General features: G+C 71.0%; 16 protein-coding genes and 1 pseudogene. 8 read left to right on the top strand and 9 right to left on the bottom strand.

Features of this window, described 5'->3' with window-relative positions:
* Window positions 1-39: 39 nt before the first annotated feature.
* Together J7E93_RS04645 and J7E93_RS04650 are read left to right on the top strand one after the other, a co-directional pair.
* Window positions 40-1326 (top strand): amino acid deaminase, encoded by a 1287-nt coding sequence (locus J7E93_RS04645; RefSeq protein ID WP_215065950.1) that lies wholly within the window; start codon window positions 40-42, stop codon window positions 1324-1326.
* A 16-nt stretch (window positions 1327-1342) separates the two neighbouring features.
* Window positions 1343-2953 carry an amidohydrolase family protein gene (locus J7E93_RS04650; RefSeq protein ID WP_215065951.1) on the top strand — a complete coding sequence of 537 codons (1611 nt, stop codon included), beginning with the start codon at window positions 1343-1345 and terminating at the stop codon, window positions 2951-2953.
* Between the two features lie 192 nt (window positions 2954-3145).
* Here the strand turns inward: J7E93_RS04650 and mptB are convergent, their stop codons facing one another.
* Window positions 3146-4558, bottom strand: a complete 1413-nt coding sequence (gene mptB / locus J7E93_RS04655; RefSeq protein ID WP_215065952.1) for a polyprenol phosphomannose-dependent alpha 1,6 mannosyltransferase MptB — start codon at window positions 4556-4558, stop codon at window positions 3146-3148.
* Window positions 4559-4719: 161 nt separating this feature from the next.
* On the opposite strand from mptB, the gene J7E93_RS04660 reads away from it, so the two are divergent.
* Together J7E93_RS04660 and J7E93_RS04665 are read left to right on the top strand one after the other, a co-directional pair.
* Entirely contained in the window at window positions 4720-5931 is a 1212-nt protein-coding gene (locus J7E93_RS04660) for a pyridoxal phosphate-dependent aminotransferase (protein ID WP_215065953.1), read from the top strand.
* A gap of 82 nt (window positions 5932-6013) precedes the next feature.
* The gene (locus tag J7E93_RS04665; protein WP_215065954.1) at window positions 6014-6406 is read left to right on the top strand and encodes a hypothetical protein; all 393 of its coding nucleotides are present in this window, start codon (window positions 6014-6016) and stop codon (window positions 6404-6406) included.
* Window positions 6407-6460: 54 nt separating this feature from the next.
* Here the strand turns inward: J7E93_RS04665 and J7E93_RS04670 are convergent, their stop codons facing one another.
* Window positions 6461-6880 carry a hypothetical protein gene (locus J7E93_RS04670; RefSeq protein WP_215065955.1) on the bottom strand — a complete coding sequence of 140 codons (420 nt, stop codon included), beginning with the start codon at window positions 6878-6880 and terminating at the stop codon, window positions 6461-6463.
* Window positions 6881-7060: 180 nt separating this feature from the next.
* The gene (locus J7E93_RS04675; protein ID WP_215065956.1) at window positions 7061-8893 is read right to left on the bottom strand and encodes a phosphoenolpyruvate carboxykinase (GTP); all 1833 of its coding nucleotides are present in this window, start codon (window positions 8891-8893) and stop codon (window positions 7061-7063) included.
* 207 nt (window positions 8894-9100) lie between these two features.
* On the opposite strand from J7E93_RS04675, the gene J7E93_RS04680 reads away from it, so the two are divergent.
* Together J7E93_RS04680 and J7E93_RS04685 are read left to right on the top strand one after the other, a co-directional pair.
* On the top strand, window positions 9101-9775 hold the full coding sequence (locus J7E93_RS04680; RefSeq protein WP_215065957.1) for a hemolysin III family protein: 675 nt from the start codon (window positions 9101-9103) through the stop codon (window positions 9773-9775).
* Window positions 9776-9783: 8 nt separating this feature from the next.
* Window positions 9784-10413 carry a TetR family transcriptional regulator gene (locus tag J7E93_RS04685; RefSeq protein ID WP_215065958.1) on the top strand — a complete coding sequence of 210 codons (630 nt, stop codon included), beginning with the start codon at window positions 9784-9786 and terminating at the stop codon, window positions 10411-10413.
* On the opposite strand, the gene J7E93_RS04690 is transcribed toward J7E93_RS04685, so the two are convergent.
* From J7E93_RS04690 to J7E93_RS04700, 3 genes are read right to left on the bottom strand one after another with little or no spacing between them, the layout of a single operon-like run.
* Window positions 10379-11389, bottom strand: a complete 1011-nt coding sequence (locus J7E93_RS04690) for a glycosyl hydrolase (protein WP_215065959.1) — start codon at window positions 11387-11389, stop codon at window positions 10379-10381. The two genes, J7E93_RS04685 and J7E93_RS04690, sit on opposite strands and share 35 nt — an antisense overlap.
* Window position 11390: 1 nt before the next feature.
* On the bottom strand, window positions 11391-12035 hold the full coding sequence (locus J7E93_RS04695) for a vitamin K epoxide reductase family protein (RefSeq protein ID WP_215065960.1): 645 nt from the start codon (window positions 12033-12035) through the stop codon (window positions 11391-11393).
* Window positions 12036-12052: 17 nt separating this feature from the next.
* On the bottom strand, window positions 12053-12556 hold the full coding sequence (locus tag J7E93_RS04700; RefSeq protein WP_215065961.1) for a DUF5949 family protein: 504 nt from the start codon (window positions 12554-12556) through the stop codon (window positions 12053-12055).
* Between the two features lie 150 nt (window positions 12557-12706).
* Here J7E93_RS04700 and J7E93_RS04705 point away from each other — a divergent pair, with 150 nt between their 5' ends.
* Entirely contained in the window at window positions 12707-13135 is a 429-nt protein-coding gene (locus tag J7E93_RS04705; RefSeq protein WP_215065962.1) for a tyrosinase cofactor, read from the top strand.
* The gene (locus tag J7E93_RS04710) at window positions 13119-13985 is read left to right on the top strand and encodes a tyrosinase family protein (protein ID WP_215065963.1); all 867 of its coding nucleotides are present in this window, start codon (window positions 13119-13121) and stop codon (window positions 13983-13985) included. Before J7E93_RS04705 ends, J7E93_RS04710 begins: the two co-directional genes overlap by 17 nt.
* 66 nt (window positions 13986-14051) lie before the next feature.
* On the opposite strand, the gene J7E93_RS04715 is transcribed toward J7E93_RS04710, so the two are convergent.
* The 3 genes and pseudogenes from J7E93_RS04715 to J7E93_RS04725 form a co-directional block, all read right to left on the bottom strand.
* A complete protein-coding gene (locus J7E93_RS04715) occupies window positions 14052-14327 on the bottom strand; it encodes a chaplin (RefSeq protein ID WP_215065964.1) in 276 nt (91 codons plus the stop codon).
* Between the two features lie 301 nt (window positions 14328-14628).
* Window positions 14629-15105 carry a hypothetical protein gene (locus J7E93_RS04720; protein ID WP_251066043.1) on the bottom strand — a complete coding sequence of 159 codons (477 nt, stop codon included), beginning with the start codon at window positions 15103-15105 and terminating at the stop codon, window positions 14629-14631.
* 200 nt (window positions 15106-15305) lie between these two features.
* A pseudogene (locus tag J7E93_RS04725) lies at window positions 15306-15524 on the bottom strand (hypothetical protein); the annotation flags it as partial.

Here is a 15524-nt window from a genome sequence, read left to right on the forward strand (position 1 = left end):
GACCGTTGCACATAATGCAACGCACCGAGGAGGTCCCCCATGCCCGCCGACAAGGCCACCGAGCAGCTGGCGAACGAGCGCGTCGACCACCGCTTCAAGGGCCTGCCCCCGGACGCCGAGGGCCTGACCGTCGGCGAGCTGGCCGCCCAGCGCCGCAACCTCTTCACCGACGGCTTCACCACCCCCGTCCTCGCCCTCTCCGCCGAGTCCGTCGAGCACAACCTCCGCCTCCTGGAGACCTACGCCGAGCGCCACGGCCTCGCCTTCGCCCCGCACGGCAAGACGTCGATGGCGCCCCAGCTCTTCGACCGCCAACTGGAGCACGGCGCCTGGGGCATCACCGCCGCCGTCCCGCACCAGGTCCGCGTCTACCGCGCCCACGGCATCGCCCGGATCTTCCTCGCCAACGAGCTCGTCGACGCGCCCGCCCTTCGCTGGCTCGCGGCCGAGCTCGACGCCGACCCCGACTTCCGCTTCATCTGCTACGTCGACTCGGTGCGCGGGGTCGAGCTGATGGACGCGGCCCTGACCGAGGCCGGCGCCGCCCGCCCGGTCGACGTCGTCGTGGAGCTCGGCGCGGGCGAGGGAGCCCGTACCGGAGCCCGTACGGAAGCCGACTGCACCGCCGTCGCCGACGCCGTGGCGGCGACCACCACCCTGCGCCTGGTCGGCGTCGCCGGCTACGAGGGCGAGGTCCCGCAGGCCACGTCCGACCGCGTACGGGAGTGGCTGAACCGGCTGGTGTCGCTCGCCGCCGACCTCGACAAGGCCGGCCGCTTCTCCGGTACCGGCCTCGACGAGATCGTGATCAGCGCGGGCGGCAGCGCCTGGTTCGACGCGGTCGCCGACGTCTTCGCCGAGATCCCCGAACTCTCCCTCCCCGTCCTGAAGCTGCTGCGCTCCGGCGCGTACGTCTCGCACGACGACGGCCACTACCGCCACCTCACCCCCTTCAACCGGGTCCCCGACGAGGGCGCGCTCCAGCCCGCCTTCCGGCTCTGGGCGCAGGTCGTCTCGCGCCCCTCCGCCGAGCAGGCGTTCACCAACGCGGGGAAGCGGGACGCGGCCTACGACCTGGACCTGCCCGAGGCGCAGGTGGTCCGCTCCGCCCGCGACGGCTCGCAGCGCCCCGCCACCGGCATCACCGTCACCGGCCTCTCCGACCAGCACGGCTGGATCCGTACCGCGCCCGACGCCGGGATCGAGGTCGGCGACTGGCTCGGCATGGGCCTGTCCCACCCCTGCACATCCTTCGACAAGTGGCAGTTGATCCCGCTGGTCGAGGCGGACGGCACGGTCGTCGACTACATCCGTACCTTCTTCTAGACCCAGGGAGCCCCCCATGGATCTCGTCATCCGCGACGCGGAGGTCGTCGACGGCAGTGGAGGCCCCTCCTACCGCGCCGACGTCGCCCTCGACGGCGGCCGTATCGCCGCGATAGTGAAGGAGGGCGCGGCGGCCGGCTGCCAACGCCCCACCGCCCGGCGCGTCATGGACGCCGAGGGTCTCGCCCTCTCCCCCGGCTTCATCGACATGCACGCCCACAGCGACCTCGCGCTGCTCCGCGACCCGGACCACAGCGCGAAGGCCGCGCAGGGCGTGACCCTCGAAGTCCTGGGTCAGGACGGCCTCTCGTACGCGCCGGTGGACGACCGCACGCTCGCGGAGGTCCGCCGGGCGATCACCGGCTGGAACGGCGACGGCTCCGACATCGACTTCGACTGGCGCACGGTCGGCGAGTACCTCGACCGCCTCGACCGCGGCATCGCCGTCAACGCGGCCTATCTGATCCCCCAGGGGACGGTCCGGATGCACGCCGTCGGCTGGGACGACCGCCCGGCCACCGACGCCGAACTGAACCGGATGCGGCAGCTCGTCGCCGAGGGCATGGAACAGGGCGCCGTCGGCATGTCCTCGGGACTCACCTACACCCCCGGCATGTACGCGCCCGACGCCGAACTCACCGAGCTCTGCAAGGTCGTGGCGCGGTACGGCGGCTACTACTGCCCGCACCACCGCTCGTACGGCGCCGGCGCGCTCCAGGCGTACGAGGAGATGGTCACCCTCACCCGCGACGCCGGCTGCGCACTGCACCTCGCCCACGCGACGATGAACTTCGGCGTGAACAAGGGCAGGGCGCCCGACCTGCTGACCCTTCTCGACCGGGCCCTCGACGAGGGCGCCGACATCTCCCTCGACACCTACCCGTACACCCCCGGCTGCACCACGCTCGTCGCGATGCTGCCGAGCTGGGCGAGCGAGGGCGGGCCGGAGGCGGTGCTGGAGCGGCTGCGGGACGAGGAGACGGCGGAGCGGATCCGCCACCACCTGGAGGAGATCGGCTCGGACGGCTGCCACGGCGTCCCGATCGAGTGGGACACCATCGAGATCTCGGGGGTCAGCGACCCGGGGCTCGCGTCCTGCGTCGGCAGGACGATCGCGCAGTCCGCGCGGATGCGGGAGGAGGCCCCCTGGGCCACCGCCCGCCGGCTCCTGATCGACGACCGGCTGGGCTCGACGATCCTCCAGCACGTGGGCCACGAGGAGAACGTCCGGACGATCATGCGCCACCGGGTCCACACCGGTGGATCGGACGGCATCCTGCAGGGGTTCAAGCCGCACCCTCGGGCGTACGGCACGTTCCCGCAGTATCTCGGCCGGTACGTGCGCGAGCTGGGCGTGCTCTCCCTGGAGGAGTGCGTGGCCCACCTGACCTCCCGTCCGGCGGCCCGTCTACGTCTGCCGGACCGCGGCCTGGTCCGCGAGGGCCACCGCGCGGACCTGGTCCTCTTCGACCCGGCGACGGTCGCCCCCGGCTCGACCTTCAAGGCCCCGCGCACCCTGCCGGTCGGCATCCCGCACGTCCTGATCGACGGAAAGTTCGTGATCGAGGACGGCAAGCGGACGGACGTCCTGGCGGGCCGCTCGGTGCGCCGCACGCCGTGGCCCTGACCGGCCTCCGTTGTGGGCAATCGTTCCGCTGGGGCGGAACGGGTGGGCACAACGGACAGCGCCCCTGCGGGCGCGTCCGCTCCGAGGGCCCGGCGACCACGGGGCCGGTGCCGGGTCGGGGCCGGGGTCCGGGCCCTCCGGTGGGGGGTGTCCGGACTGCGTCTCACCGCGCTGCGCGCGAGTTCCGACGCCTTACGTCCGGACACCCCCCACGCTCCGGTCCCGGACCCCTTCCGCCGTCGCCCACGGCTTCCGCCGCATCCAGCCCAGCCCCAGCACCAGCACCACCCCCGCCAGCACGAACCCGTACGCCGGTGTGTGCCCCGACGGCGCCGTCTCGTACGTCAGGGCGGCCGAAAGCACCGCGAGGAGCCGGCCCGGGCGGGTGCGCCAGGCCACCGCCCCGACCGCCGCCGTCCCCCACAGCAGGTACCAGGGCTGCACCATCGGCGAGAGCGCGACGAGCGCGAGCAGGGCGAGGCCGAGTCCGAGGACCGGATCGAGCAGGCCGCGATAGGTCCGCCACGCGAGCGCCAGAATGATCACCGCTGCCGCGAAAAGCCCGAGTGTCTGGACCGCGCCCTTCACCGGGTCGGGGTCGTCCCCGACCAGCAGGCCGAGCGCCAGTCCCACGTCGCTCGTGACCGACAGCGCGGTGTGGATGGTCCCGGCGACGCTCTGGGTCCGCAGCCAGCCGAAGCCGGTCCCGGCCAGGACCGTCGCCCCCGCGGCGACCGCCGCCGCGACGGCCCCCGGCAGGACGAGCCCCTTCGCCACGCCGCGCACTCCATGGCCTCGCGCCATCATCACGCCGATGAAGAGCAGGGCCACCGCCGCCGGTGACTTGATCATCATCGCGAGCCCGACGAGGACACTGCCGAGCACCCACCGGCCCCGCACCGCGAGCAGCACGCCGCTCAGCATCAGACCGATCATCAGGCCGTCGTTGTGCATGCCGCCGACGACATGGATCAGCAGCAGCGGGTTCAGCGCCGTCAGCCAGAGCCCGCCCACGCCGCCCCCGAGGCCCCGTACCGCCCACACGATCAGCGCGAGCGCGCCCAGCGCGATCAGCCGCATGCCGAACACCGCCGGCACGATCTCGCCGCCCGTCAGCTTCACCACCGCCTGCGCCAGGACGAGGAAGACGGGGCCGTACGGCGCCGGGGTGTCGGTCCAGTGGCCCCCGACGCTGTCGGCGGCGTCCGCGCCCAGGTCGTCGGGGCCGAGGACGGAGGGGCCCGCGCCGTAGACGTCGTGCCCTTCCAGGACCATCGCGCCCTGGGCGATGTAGCTGTAGACGTCGGCGCTGTACAGCGGCGGGGCGAGGAGCAGCGGTGCGGTCCAGCACGCGAGGGTCACCAGGACCCGGTCCCGTACCCCCTCGGCGAGCAGCCGCCCGTACCGCCACCAGGCCGCCACGAGCAGCGTCAGCCCGAGGTACGCGAGGACGGCGGCGGCGACGGTCGTCGACGATCCGCGCGCCACCCAGAGGCCCCAGGGCTCGCGCACCGGAAGCGTTCCGGCCGCGAGACCGCCCACGGCGACGGCGAGCGATCCGGCCGCACCCAGCCACCGGCATCCGGAGGCACTCAACACCCACATGACGGGTCAACCTATCCTGACCGCCGCGATCCGGGCGGACCCGGTGGCCGGCGGAAAATGCCTGGTGGAGGCGGTGCCGGGGGCCGTACGGACGCGCTCGGGGTGCCCGACGTGTCCCAAAACACGAGGCGTCCGGTCACGACCCGCCGTAAGCTCTCGACATGCAGGTGATCCAGTCCACGAAGCTCGCCAACGTCTGTTACGAAATCCGCGGCCCGGTGCTCGAAGAGGCGATGCGGCTGGAGGCTGCCGGTCATCGCATCCTCAAGCTCAACACCGGCAACCCGGCCGCTTTCGGTTTCGAGTGCCCGCCGGCCATCCTCGAGGACGTGCTGCGCAACCTCGCCGGTGCGCACGGTTACGGCGACGCGAAGGGTCTGCTCTCCGCCCGCCGCGCGGTGATGAGCCACTACGAGACCAAGGGCATCCCGCTCTCCGTCGAGGACATCTACCTCGGCAACGGCGTCTCCGAGCTGATCCAGATGTCGATGCAGGCGCTGCTCGACGACGGCGACGAGGTGCTGGTCCCCGCCCCCGACTACCCGCTGTGGACGGCCTCGGTCTCGCTGGCGGGCGGTACGGCCGTGCACTACCGCTGTGACGAGCAGGCGGACTGGATGCCGGACCTCGCCGACATCGAACGGAAGATCACCGACCGCACCAAGGCGATCGTGATCATCAACCCGAACAACCCCACGGGCGCCGTCTACGACGACGAGATGCTCCGGTCCCTCACCGAGATCGCCCGGCGCCACAACCTGGTCGTCTGTTCGGACGAGATCTACGACAAGATCCTCTACGACGGCACCACGCACACGCCCACCGCCGCCCTCGCGCCCGACCTGCTCGTGCTCACGTTCAACGGCATGAGCAAGAACTACCGGGTGGCCGGCTTCCGCTCCGGCTGGCTCGCGGTCTGCGGCCCCAAGGCCCACGCCACCTCGTACATCGAGGGGCTGACGATCCTCGCGAACATGCGGCTGTGCGCCAACATGCCGGCGCAGCACGCGGTGGCCGCCGCGCTCCAGGGGCGGCAGTCGATCGAGGATCTGGTGCTGCCCGGCGGCCGGCTGCTCGAACAGCGCGACACGGCGTACGACCTGCTGACCCAGATCCCGGGTGTGACCTGTGTGAAGCCGAAGGGCGCGCTGTATCTCTTCCCGCGCCTCGACCCGAACGTCTACAAGATCAAGGACGACCGTCAGATGGTCCTCGACCTGCTGCGGGCCGAGAAGATCATGGTCGTGCACGGCACGGGCTTCAACTGGCACGAGCCGGACCACTTCCGGATCGTGACGCTTCCGAACGCCACGGACCTGGCGGACGCGGTGACCCGGATCGGTACCTTCCTGGACGGCTACAGCCAGCCCTGACGGCGCGCCTCCCGGACCACACTCAACTTTAGACGAGATCTAAGCTAGGATGGCCGCAGAGCTACTGCAGGAGGCCATCCCCATGTACGAACCGATCCGCACCAAGTCGGTCCACCGGATGGCCGACGACGCCCCGGACGCGTACCCGCACCGCTCCCGCGAGGAGGAGCTGGACATCCAGCTCGCCGGACACCTCGCCGCCCTGCTCGCCGTCACGGACGAGCTGGGTGACGCGGCCGCCGGCGACCTCATCGCCGAGCAGGTGGCACGGCTGCGTGGCGCGCCGCCGGCCCGCCACGCCGGACTGAGCGGCTCCCCCGCCCCGTCCCTGCACCGCCGCGCGCACGCCCTCGCGGGCCGCGCCCTGGTCGTCGCCGCCTCCCGTGCCGACACGGCCGCCGCGATCCTCGCCGCCGAGCGCATGGACGCGCACACCGAAGCCCTGACCTCCGCCGAGCTGGTCAGCGCCCCCTGACGGCCCCGGTCCGCGCGCCGCGGAGGCCCGCGGACCGGGCGCCACCACCACGCCCTACGAGGGCGTGCCCACCGGCTTCGTCGCCTCGAAGTCCACATCCGCGACGACGCACTGCGGCGCCCCACTCCCGCCCGCGTTCGCGCCGACGACGACGGTCCGCTCGGAAGCTCCCGTCGCCAGATCCTCGACGACCGCGGTGCCGCTGCCGACCACCGCGCCCTGCCCGTCCTGGAACTCCAGCGTGATGGTGTAGGTCCCCCTGCGCTGCGCCTGGCTGGTGACTCCCAGTTCGGCCACCGGCCGCCGCGACTCCGGATCCAGCGTGCAGCCGGTCACGGTGACGTCCTGCGACGGAAAACGCATGTCCTTGTGGTTCTCCCCGTAGGCGTAGACGTAGGCGGCCAGCAGGCCGACCGGCACCAGCACCACCAGCGAACCCGTCACCACGAGCAGAACGATCGCCCAGCGCGGCATCTCCGCACCCCCTCCCCGAGGCGATCACGGTATAGGGGGGCCGGCTCGCCATCGGGAAAAGCACCGGCCCCCGAGGCCGTGAGGGGGCTCGGGGGCCGGTGTGCGTCGTGGCGGGCCGTTCGTGACCCCACTGGTCAGGGCGGTGTTCGGGGCGACCCGCCACGAGTCTGCGGTGCGGGATCAGCCCAGGCGCTCGACCAGCGCGCGGTACTCGTCCCACAGCTCCTTCGGCGTGTGGTCACCGAAGGTGTTGAGGTGCTCGGGGACCAGGGCGGCCTCCTCGCGCCAGACCTCGCGGTCGACCTTGAGCAGGAACTCCAGGTCCTCCGCCGGCAGGTCCAGGCCGTCGGTGTCGAGGGACTCGACGGTCGGCAGGATGCCGATCGGGGTCTCGACGCCCTCGGCCTTGCCCTCCAGGCGCTCCACGATCCACTTCAGGACACGGCTGTTCTCGCCGAAGCCGGGCCAGACGAACTTGCCCGCGTCGTTCTTGCGGAACCAGTTCACGTAGTAGATCTTCGGCAGCTTGGCCTGCTCCGCGTCGGCGCCGACCTTGACCCAGTGGGCCATGTAGTCGCCCATGTTGTAGCCGCAGAACGGCAGCATGGCGAACGGGTCGCGGCGCAGCTCGCCGACCTTGCCCTCGGCGGCGGCGGTCTTCTCGGAGGCGACGTTCGCACCGAGGAAGACACCGTGGTTCCAGTCGAAGGACTCGGTCACCAGCGGGACGGCGGAGGCGCGGCGGCCACCGAAGAGGATCGCCGAGATCGGCACGCCCTTCGGGTCCTCCCACTCCGGCGCGGCGATCGGGCACTGGGAAGCCGGGACGGTGAAGCGGGCGTTGGGGTGGGCGGCCGGCGTCTCGGACTCCGGCGTCCAGTCGTTGCCCTTCCAGTCGGTGAGGTGGGCCGGGGGCTCCTCGGTCATGCCCTCCCACCACACGTCGCCGTCGTCGGTCAGCGCGACGTTGGTGAAGACGGCGTTGCCCCAGAGGGTCTTCATGGCGTTGGCGTTGGTGTGCTCGCCGGTGCCGGGCGCGACGCCGAAGAAGCCGGCCTCGGGGTTGATCGCGTAGAGGCGGCCGTCCTCGCCGAAGCGCATCCAGGCGATGTCGTCACCGATGGTCTCGACCGTCCAGCCGGAGATCGTGGGCTCCAGCATGGCGAGGTTGGTCTTGCCACAGGCGGACGGGAACGCGGCAGCAATGTATGTGGGGGCCTTCGCCTCGCCATGCGGCGGGGTGAGCTTGAGGATCAGCATGTGCTCGGCGAGCCAGCCCTCGTCGCGCGCCATGACGGACGCGATGCGCAGGGCGTAGCACTTCTTGCCGAGCAGGGCGTTGCCGCCGTAACCGGAGCCGTACGACCAGATCTCGCGCGTCTCGGGGAAGTGCGAGATGTACTTGGTGGTGTTGCAGGGCCACGGCACGTCGGCCTCGCCCTCGGCGAGCGGCGCACCGAGGGTGTGGACGGCCTTGACGAAGAAGCCGTCGGTGCCGAGCTCGTCGAGGACGGCCTGGCCCATGCGGGTCATGGTGCGCATGGAGACGGCGACGTAGGCGGAGTCGGTGATCTCGACGCCGATCGCGGACAGCGGCGAGCCGACGGGGCCCATGCAGAAGGGCACGACGTACATCGTGCGGCCCTTCATCGACCCGCGGAAGATGCCCTTCTCGCCGGCGAAGATCTCCTTCATCTCCGCCGGGGCCTTCCAGTGGTTGGTCGGGCCCGCGTCCTCCTCCTTCTCGGAGCAGATGAAGGTCCGGTCCTCGACGCGCGCGACGTCGGACGGGTCGGAGGCGGCGTAGTACGAGTTCGGGCGCTTGATCTCGTCCAGCTTCTTGAACGTGCCCTTGGCGACGAGCTCCTCACACAGGCGCTCGTACTCGGCCTCGGATCCGTCGCACCAGACGATGCTGTCCGGCTGCGTGATCGCTGCGATCTCGTTCACCCAGGAGACGAGCTCCTGGTGCTTGGTGGGGACGGTGGTGGGAGCCGCGTTGTCGCGCGCCACGATTGCTCCTTGATGAGGGGTTTCAGATGTATGCCCCTTGGGGGCTGCGACCCGGATGCTTCTCGGTGGTAGACCGCTCGCGCTCATCCGGTGCCGACCGCACTCATTTGATCATCCGATGCAAGCGCCCATATGTCCAGAGGGCCGCCCACGTGAGCATCGCCACTCCTTTCCGGGACCTACGGGGGCGTAGGTAGCATTCGTCTCATGACTTCAGCCATGCCGTCGGTGAACGAGATAGAGCAGTTCGTCAAGCCCCGGCTCAGAGGCTGGTTGCACGCCGGTATGTTTCCCGCGGTGATCGTCGCGGGCGTCGTGCTGGTCGCGCTCGCCCACTCACCCCGGGCGAGGATCGCCTGCGGCATCTACGTCCTCACCGCCTGCCTGCTCTTCGGCATCAGCGCGCTGTACCACCGCGGGAACTGGGGCCCCCGCGGCGAGGCCGTCCTGCGGCGCCTGGACCACGCCAACATCTTCCTGATCATCGCGGGCACCTATACCCCGTTGACGCTGCTGCTTCTCCCCGATTCCACCGGCCGGCCGCTCATGTTCGCGGTCTGGGCGGCGGCGTTGGCCGGTATCGCCTTCCGGGTCTTCTGGGTCGGCGCCCCTCGCTGGCTGTACACGCCCTGCTACATCGCGATGGGCTGGGCCGCCGTCTTCTTCCTGCCCGACTTCATGCGGGCCGGCGGCATCGCCGTCCTCGTCCTCGTCATCGTCGGCGGACTGCTCTACAGCGCGGGCGGCATCATCTACGCCATGAAGCGCCCCAACCCCTCCCCGCGCTGGTTCGGCTTCCACGAGGTCTTCCACTCGCTGACCCTGGCGGCCTTCACCGTCCACTACGTCGGCATCTCGCTGGTGGCCTACCAGCACGCCTGACCAGCACAATGACGGCCATGGCCGCCGAATCCCCCACCCCCCTCCCGCTCAGTCTGCGCGAGCGCAAGAAGCTCAGGACCCGCGCCGCGATCCGCAGGGCGACCTACCGGCTCGTGGCCGAGCAGGGGTACGACGCGAGCACCGTCGAACAGATCGCCGCGGCGGCCGAGGTCTCCCCCTCGACCGTCGTGCGCTACTTCCCCGTCAAGGAGGACATCCTCCTCACCGACGAGAACGACGCGCTCCTGGCCGCCCGGCTGCGCGCCCGCCCGGCCGACGAGGAACCGCTGGAGTCACTGCGCGCCGTCGTCCTCGAAGCGGTGACGTCGGCACTCGCCGACGAGCCGGAGGAGACCCGGCTGCGAGCCCGCCTCATGGCGGAGATCCCCGCCGTACGGGCCCGGCTCACCGAGACCACCGCCGAGACCGCCCAGCTCCTCGCCCACACCATCGCCGAGCGCACCGGCCGCGACACCGACGACCTGGAGGTACGGGTCTTCACCGCCGCCGTCCTCGGCGCGCTGCGCGAGGCGACCGTCTACTGGGCCGAGCGCGGCCAGAGCGACGACCTGATCCCGCTGCTCGACCGGACCCTCGACACCCTCAAGGGCGGCCTGTCGCTCCGAGCGCTCCCCTGACCACCCACGCCGACTCGGGGTTGTCCGCACACGCCCACACGCCGTGCGGACAGTAGTCGGTGAAGGTCTGGTAGACCGGCCGGTGCCGGGTGAACCAGTCGAGCATCCCCCGTACGTACACCGGGTTGTCCCCGTTGCGGAACAGCCCCCACTCCGGGTACGAGACCGGCTTGCCGTGCGCCGCCGCGAACCGGACGTGGTGCTCCAGCCCGAACTCCTCCACCACCTGCCCCTCGAAGGTCAGCCCCTCGGGCTGGTCATAGGCGTCGAGCCCGATGATGTCGACATACGCGTCGCCCGGGTAGCAGCGCGGCCACTCCACCGCGTCCCGCCCCCGGCTCGCGGTGAAGTCGAAACGGAAGCGCTGGCCGGGCACCTCGCGCAGCACCGTCACGACCCGCCGCCAGTACGCCTTCCAGGCTTCCGGATCCGGCCCGCAGCGATGGCTGTAGGTGGTGCCGTTCATCTCCCAGCCCAGGACCAGAACCGCGTCGGGGAGCCCATGGGCGACCAGCCGCTCCCCCAGCGTGCGGAAGTGGTCGTCGTAGGAGCCCCCCTCGCCGCGCCGCAGCCCGGCCCGGACCTCGTCGTCCGGCAGGTCCTCCTCGTTGCGGTCGAGCAACGGCACGTTCAGGACGAAGAGCCGCCCCGGCCGCTCGGCCTTCCAGCGCGCCCACGGCTCGAAGAGCGCCGTATGCCCCTCGATGTTGGACCAGCGGTCACCCGGCAGATACGTGTGGCCCACGGTCAGCGAGCCGCCCCCGAGCCAGCGTTGCACCTCGGCGATCCGCCGCACCCCGGCCTCGTCGGAGCCGGTGAAGAACCCGGACGGCACGGTCACCGGCTCGGGCGGCGCCGGCGGCTCGCCCGCCGTGTGCCGGGTGCCCGGCGCGAGCCGGTCGTACGGCAGGACCAGCGCGAGAACGACCGCGAGCAGCACGATCAGTGCGGCCCGCGGCCGGCGGAGGAGGGTCACGTCAACTGGTCCAGAAGTCCCACCAGCGGGTCAGGATCAGCATCCCGATGATCCCGATGTGCAGGACGGGCAGCGCGAAGGTGAACTCCTCCAGGAACCCCTTCAGCGCGGCGGGCGCCGGCACCACGCCCGTACGGACGTTGTGCGCGGTCACGTACCAGAACATGACGAGGGTGGCGGTCCAGGTGAGGCAGCACCACAGGCACAGCGCGTTGATCTCGTACAGCGACTGGTACATCAGCCAGGTGCAGAATCCGACGCCGAATCCCATACCGGCGTTCAGCCCGAGCCAGAACCAGCCGCGGTAGCGCGCTCCGGCGAGCAGGCCGGCGCCCACGGCGAGGACCGCGCCGAAGGTCACGAGACCGAGCAGCGGGTTCGGGAAGCCGAACACCGCCGCCTGCTCGCTCTTCATGATGTTGCCGCAGGAGACGACCGGGTTGAGGCTGCAGCCCGGCTGGAAGTTCGGATCCTCCAGGAGCTTGAACTTGTCGATCGTGATGACCCAGGCGGCCAGCACACCGGCCGCGCCGGTGACCACCAGCAGCCAGGCCAGCGCCCGGCTCGCGCCGATCCCTCCGGCGCTCTCCCGGGACTCCTCCTGCCGCTGCCCCGGCACCCCGCCCCGTACGTTGACCGTCGCCATGACGCCGCCCCTCCCGCTCAGCCCTGCAGCCGCCGTACCGGCAGCACCACATGCGCCCCGTCTGCCAGGGGGTCCTCGCCGGCGAAGAACGACCGCAGCTGCTCCTCCGAAACCGCCCCGCCGGGCGCGCCCTCGGGCCAGGGGCGGACGGAGCAGACCAGGTAGACGTGCCCGAGCTCCTTGGCGGCCGCCTCCCACTCCACCGGCACCGAACACTGCAGCTTCATGAACGGCAGGGTGAGGACCGCCTGCTGAGCCTCGACGAGGAGGTGGGCGTCGACCCGGGGCCCCTGGGACGCATCGACCACCGGCCCGCCGACGGTCAGGCCCATGCCCTCCACGGCGGCCCGCATCGCTTCCGCACCGGCCTCGGGACCGTCGCTGCCGTCGCCGAGCGAATACACCATCAGGTACGAGGCTGCCGGCTTGGTATCGGTGGGGCCGGTGGTCCAGAAGACGACGGAGAGGCTCCCCAGCGGAGAGGAGCTTCGCGCCTCGGAAACGACATTGGAAGAAGTCATGGGTCCGGATGCTAGTGGCCGAATGCCGGCCGCTCCGCGCCGAATTCACTCGATCGGCCGGTATTCACCCGGCTGGCCTTTCCCCCGCAACGAAGCCGCGTTTTCCTCGTTGTGCCCATAGGGCATTTGTCGATCACCAGGAGATCACTCATGATCGTTCGGCGCCGCGTCGCGCTGCGGTCCCTCTTCACCGTGGCCGTCGCCGCCTTCACGGGCGGCGCGCTGGCCCGTATCGCCGCCACGCCCGCCGGGCGGCCCGCCCTCTCGGGCGATCTTTCGGGCGATTCCTCCGGCGTTTTCGCGGGCGATCTCTTCGACGAGATGTACGGAGGGCGCCACATCCATGCCCGTACCACCCCGGCCGGTGTCCCGGAGGTCCGTGTCGACGGCAGGCCGCTGCATCTGATGCGCTGCGCGGACGGCGGCTATCTCACCCCCATCGATCACTACCAGACCTATCCGACGCCCCTGGCGGCCACCCGCGCGGCCGTGGACGAGTTGGGGTCCGCGCCACTGACCCGCTTCGCGGCGGCCCACGGCGTCCACCCGGGAGGGAGTCCGCGTGGTCTACTCACGTAAGAACCAGCGCGATCTGACCAGCGCCGAGCGGAAGAAGTTCGTCTCCGCGGTCCTGGAACTCAAGCGCGACGGGACGTACGACGAGTTCGTCCGCACCCACATCGACTACTACGTCTCCGACGGAGAAGGCCGGCTGCGGCTGGCCCACATGGCGCCCAGTTTTCTGCCCTGGCACCGCAAGTTCCTGCTGGAGTTCGAGCGGGCACTGCGCCGGGTGGACCCGACGTTGAGCGTCCCCTACTGGGACTGGACCCGAGACAACACCCCGGCGGCCTCGCTCTGGAGCGACGATTTCATGGGCGGCAACGGGCGCGGCGACGACCTCCAGGTGATGACCGGCCCGTTCGCCTACGCGGGCGGCCGGTGGACCGTGAACTACGGCATGACCGAAGGCCGCTTCCTGACCAGGGAGTTCGGCCGCCCCCGCGACCCGATCACACTGCCCACCAAGGCACAGCTGGACGAGGTGATGCGGGAGACGGTGTACGACGTGGCGCCCTGGAACTCCACGAGCACCTCGGGGTTCCGCAACCGCCTGGAGGGCTGGGCCCCTGGCCGGGGCAACGAGCGCTTCCGCATCCACAACCGGGTGCACCGCTGGGTCGGCGGTCTGATGCTGGGCGGGGCCTCGGTCAACGACCCGGTCTTCTGGCTCCACCACTCCTTCGTCGACCTGCTCTGGTCACGCTGGCAGCGGCGCAACCCTCGGGCGGGCTACCTTCCGGCACAGCCACCGCAGCTCGGCGACCCGCAGCACGGCCGGATCGCGGCCCGGGACGAGCGGATGGGACCGTGGGGCGTCACCCCGGCCCAGATGCTCGATCACAGCGCGATCTACCGGTACGTGTAGCGAGGCGACCGCGCGTACGGAAGCGGCCCCCCGGCACTGCCGGGGGGCCGCTCGGTGATGCGGGGATCAGCCGCCGTAGCCACCGTCGCCGCCACCGTGGCCGTCGACGATCCCGCAGGAGTTGCCGAACGCCGGGTTGACGAGACCGATGCCGTTCACGGTGTTGCCGCAGAAGTTCACCGGGATGTGGATCGGGACCTGTACGACGTTGCCGGAGCCGATACCGCCGGAGTTGGCGGCAAGGCCCTGGGCGCCCGATTCGGCGACGGCCATGCCGGCTCCGCTGAGGGCAACGGCACCCGTGCCGGCGAGGACAGCGGCAGCCTTCGCGATGCGAGACATCAAGAACTCCTTGGACGTGGAAAGGCGACCGCGAGAATCACGGCCGACATCTCCGTTCAACGCCTCAACGGCGTAGGAGTCACGGCCTTTGGGCCGGACGGGACGAAATATCGAGCGAAATATCGAGAGAGGGCCCGCAGACCCGGGCCCGCCCGCCGTCGGATACGGCGGAGCGAACTTCTGGATCTGCGGGCCGCGGCCATGCGACAAGCCTTCTGTTGTAACGAGCATCGACCCCTCGGGTGGCGGGGAAGAATCGTGCCTTCACCCGCCGGGCCATTCGTCGTACAACAGAAAGCCGTCAGGCCGTCGGCTGCGCCAGACCCCCCTGGGAGTCCAGCGTCCCGGTCACCGCGGGGGTGAGGACGCCCACATTGGGCGTGGTGAGGCCCGGCACTCCGTACGGGTCGCCGCTCGGTACGACGACCGGGTTGCCGACCGAGGCGCCGGGGGTGACCGCCTTCAGGGGTGAGCTCGGGGTCGTGAACAGGGCCGTGCCGGGCTCACTTCCCTCGATGACCTCGGGCAGCGGGGCGGCGAGGACGGTCTCCGGCATCGTGCTGGAGACCGGCATCCGGGGGAGGGTGACGTCCGGCAGCCCGCCGGCCTGGCCCTCCTGAAATCCGGTGGGCCCACCCGGCTTGGGCATCGGTACGCCGGTGGCCACCGTGGGGGCGTCCATCGGGATCACCGGCTCCAGACCCTGGAGCGGAACGACCACAGGCGCCTCGGCGGCGGACGCGGGGGCGGCCATGGCCGCTGAGGCGAGAGCGGTCATGAGGATTCCCATGCCGGCTTGAGTTCGCAGGTTCATGACTGCGTATGCCCTTCGAGCGCGTGACGACGGTGCGGTGTTGCTGTGCCTGGTGAACGAGCCGGCCGGAGAAAAAGTCGCGAAATTCCCCTGTGTGCAGCAACCCGAAGACCCCCACCGGTGACGGCGGGGGCCTTGGTTGACGTGGGCGTCAGTACGGCGCGTCAGTGGCGGCGTACGGGGCGTCCGGCGCGTACGACACGTCCGGCGCGGAGAGAGACGAGCGTTCCACCGATGATGAGGGCGGCGCTGACGGCGGCCGCACCCATGAGCGCGGGATCGCCACCGGTGTCCGGGAGCTCCGGCTTACCCGGCCCGCCGGGGCCCCCGGGGGGAGTGGAGGGGGGATACGTCGGCGGGTGCGTCGTCGGCGGGTGCGTCGG

The sequence above is a fragment of the Streptomyces sp. ISL-36 genome (assembly GCF_018614205.1).
Lineage (GTDB): Bacteria > Actinomycetota > Actinomycetes > Streptomycetales > Streptomycetaceae > Streptomyces.

Bases quoted from the DNA above. Each gene is read 5' to 3' on its own strand.
- J7E93_RS04720 (WP_251066043.1), bottom strand. From the start codon at position 15,105: ATGACCGCTCTCGCCTCAGCGGCCATGGCCGCCCCCGCGTCCGCCGCC.
- J7E93_RS04715 (WP_215065964.1), bottom strand. From the start codon at position 14,327: ATGTCTCGCATCGCGAAGGCTGCCGCTGTCCTCGCCGGCACGGGTGCC.
- J7E93_RS04670 (WP_215065955.1), bottom strand. From the start codon at position 6,880: ATGCCGCGCTGGGCGATCGTTCTGCTCGTGGTGACGGGTTCGCTGGTG.
- J7E93_RS04700 (WP_215065961.1), bottom strand. From the start codon at position 12,556: ATGACTTCTTCCAATGTCGTTTCCGAGGCGCGAAGCTCCTCTCCGCTG.
- mptB (WP_215065952.1), bottom strand. From the start codon at position 4,558: ATGTGGGTGTTGAGTGCCTCCGGATGCCGGTGGCTGGGTGCGGCCGGA.
- J7E93_RS04650 (WP_215065951.1), top strand. From the start codon at position 1,343: ATGGATCTCGTCATCCGCGACGCGGAGGTCGTCGACGGCAGTGGAGGC.
- J7E93_RS04660 (WP_215065953.1), top strand. From the start codon at position 4,720: ATGCAGGTGATCCAGTCCACGAAGCTCGCCAACGTCTGTTACGAAATC.
- J7E93_RS04680 (WP_215065957.1), top strand. From the start codon at position 9,101: ATGACTTCAGCCATGCCGTCGGTGAACGAGATAGAGCAGTTCGTCAAG.
- J7E93_RS04645 (WP_215065950.1), top strand. From the start codon at position 40: ATGCCCGCCGACAAGGCCACCGAGCAGCTGGCGAACGAGCGCGTCGAC.
- J7E93_RS04695 (WP_215065960.1), bottom strand. From the start codon at position 12,035: ATGGCGACGGTCAACGTACGGGGCGGGGTGCCGGGGCAGCGGCAGGAG.
- J7E93_RS04685 (WP_215065958.1), top strand. From the start codon at position 9,784: ATGACGGCCATGGCCGCCGAATCCCCCACCCCCCTCCCGCTCAGTCTG.
- J7E93_RS04705 (WP_215065962.1), top strand. From the start codon at position 12,707: ATGATCGTTCGGCGCCGCGTCGCGCTGCGGTCCCTCTTCACCGTGGCC.
- J7E93_RS04665 (WP_215065954.1), top strand. From the start codon at position 6,014: ATGTACGAACCGATCCGCACCAAGTCGGTCCACCGGATGGCCGACGAC.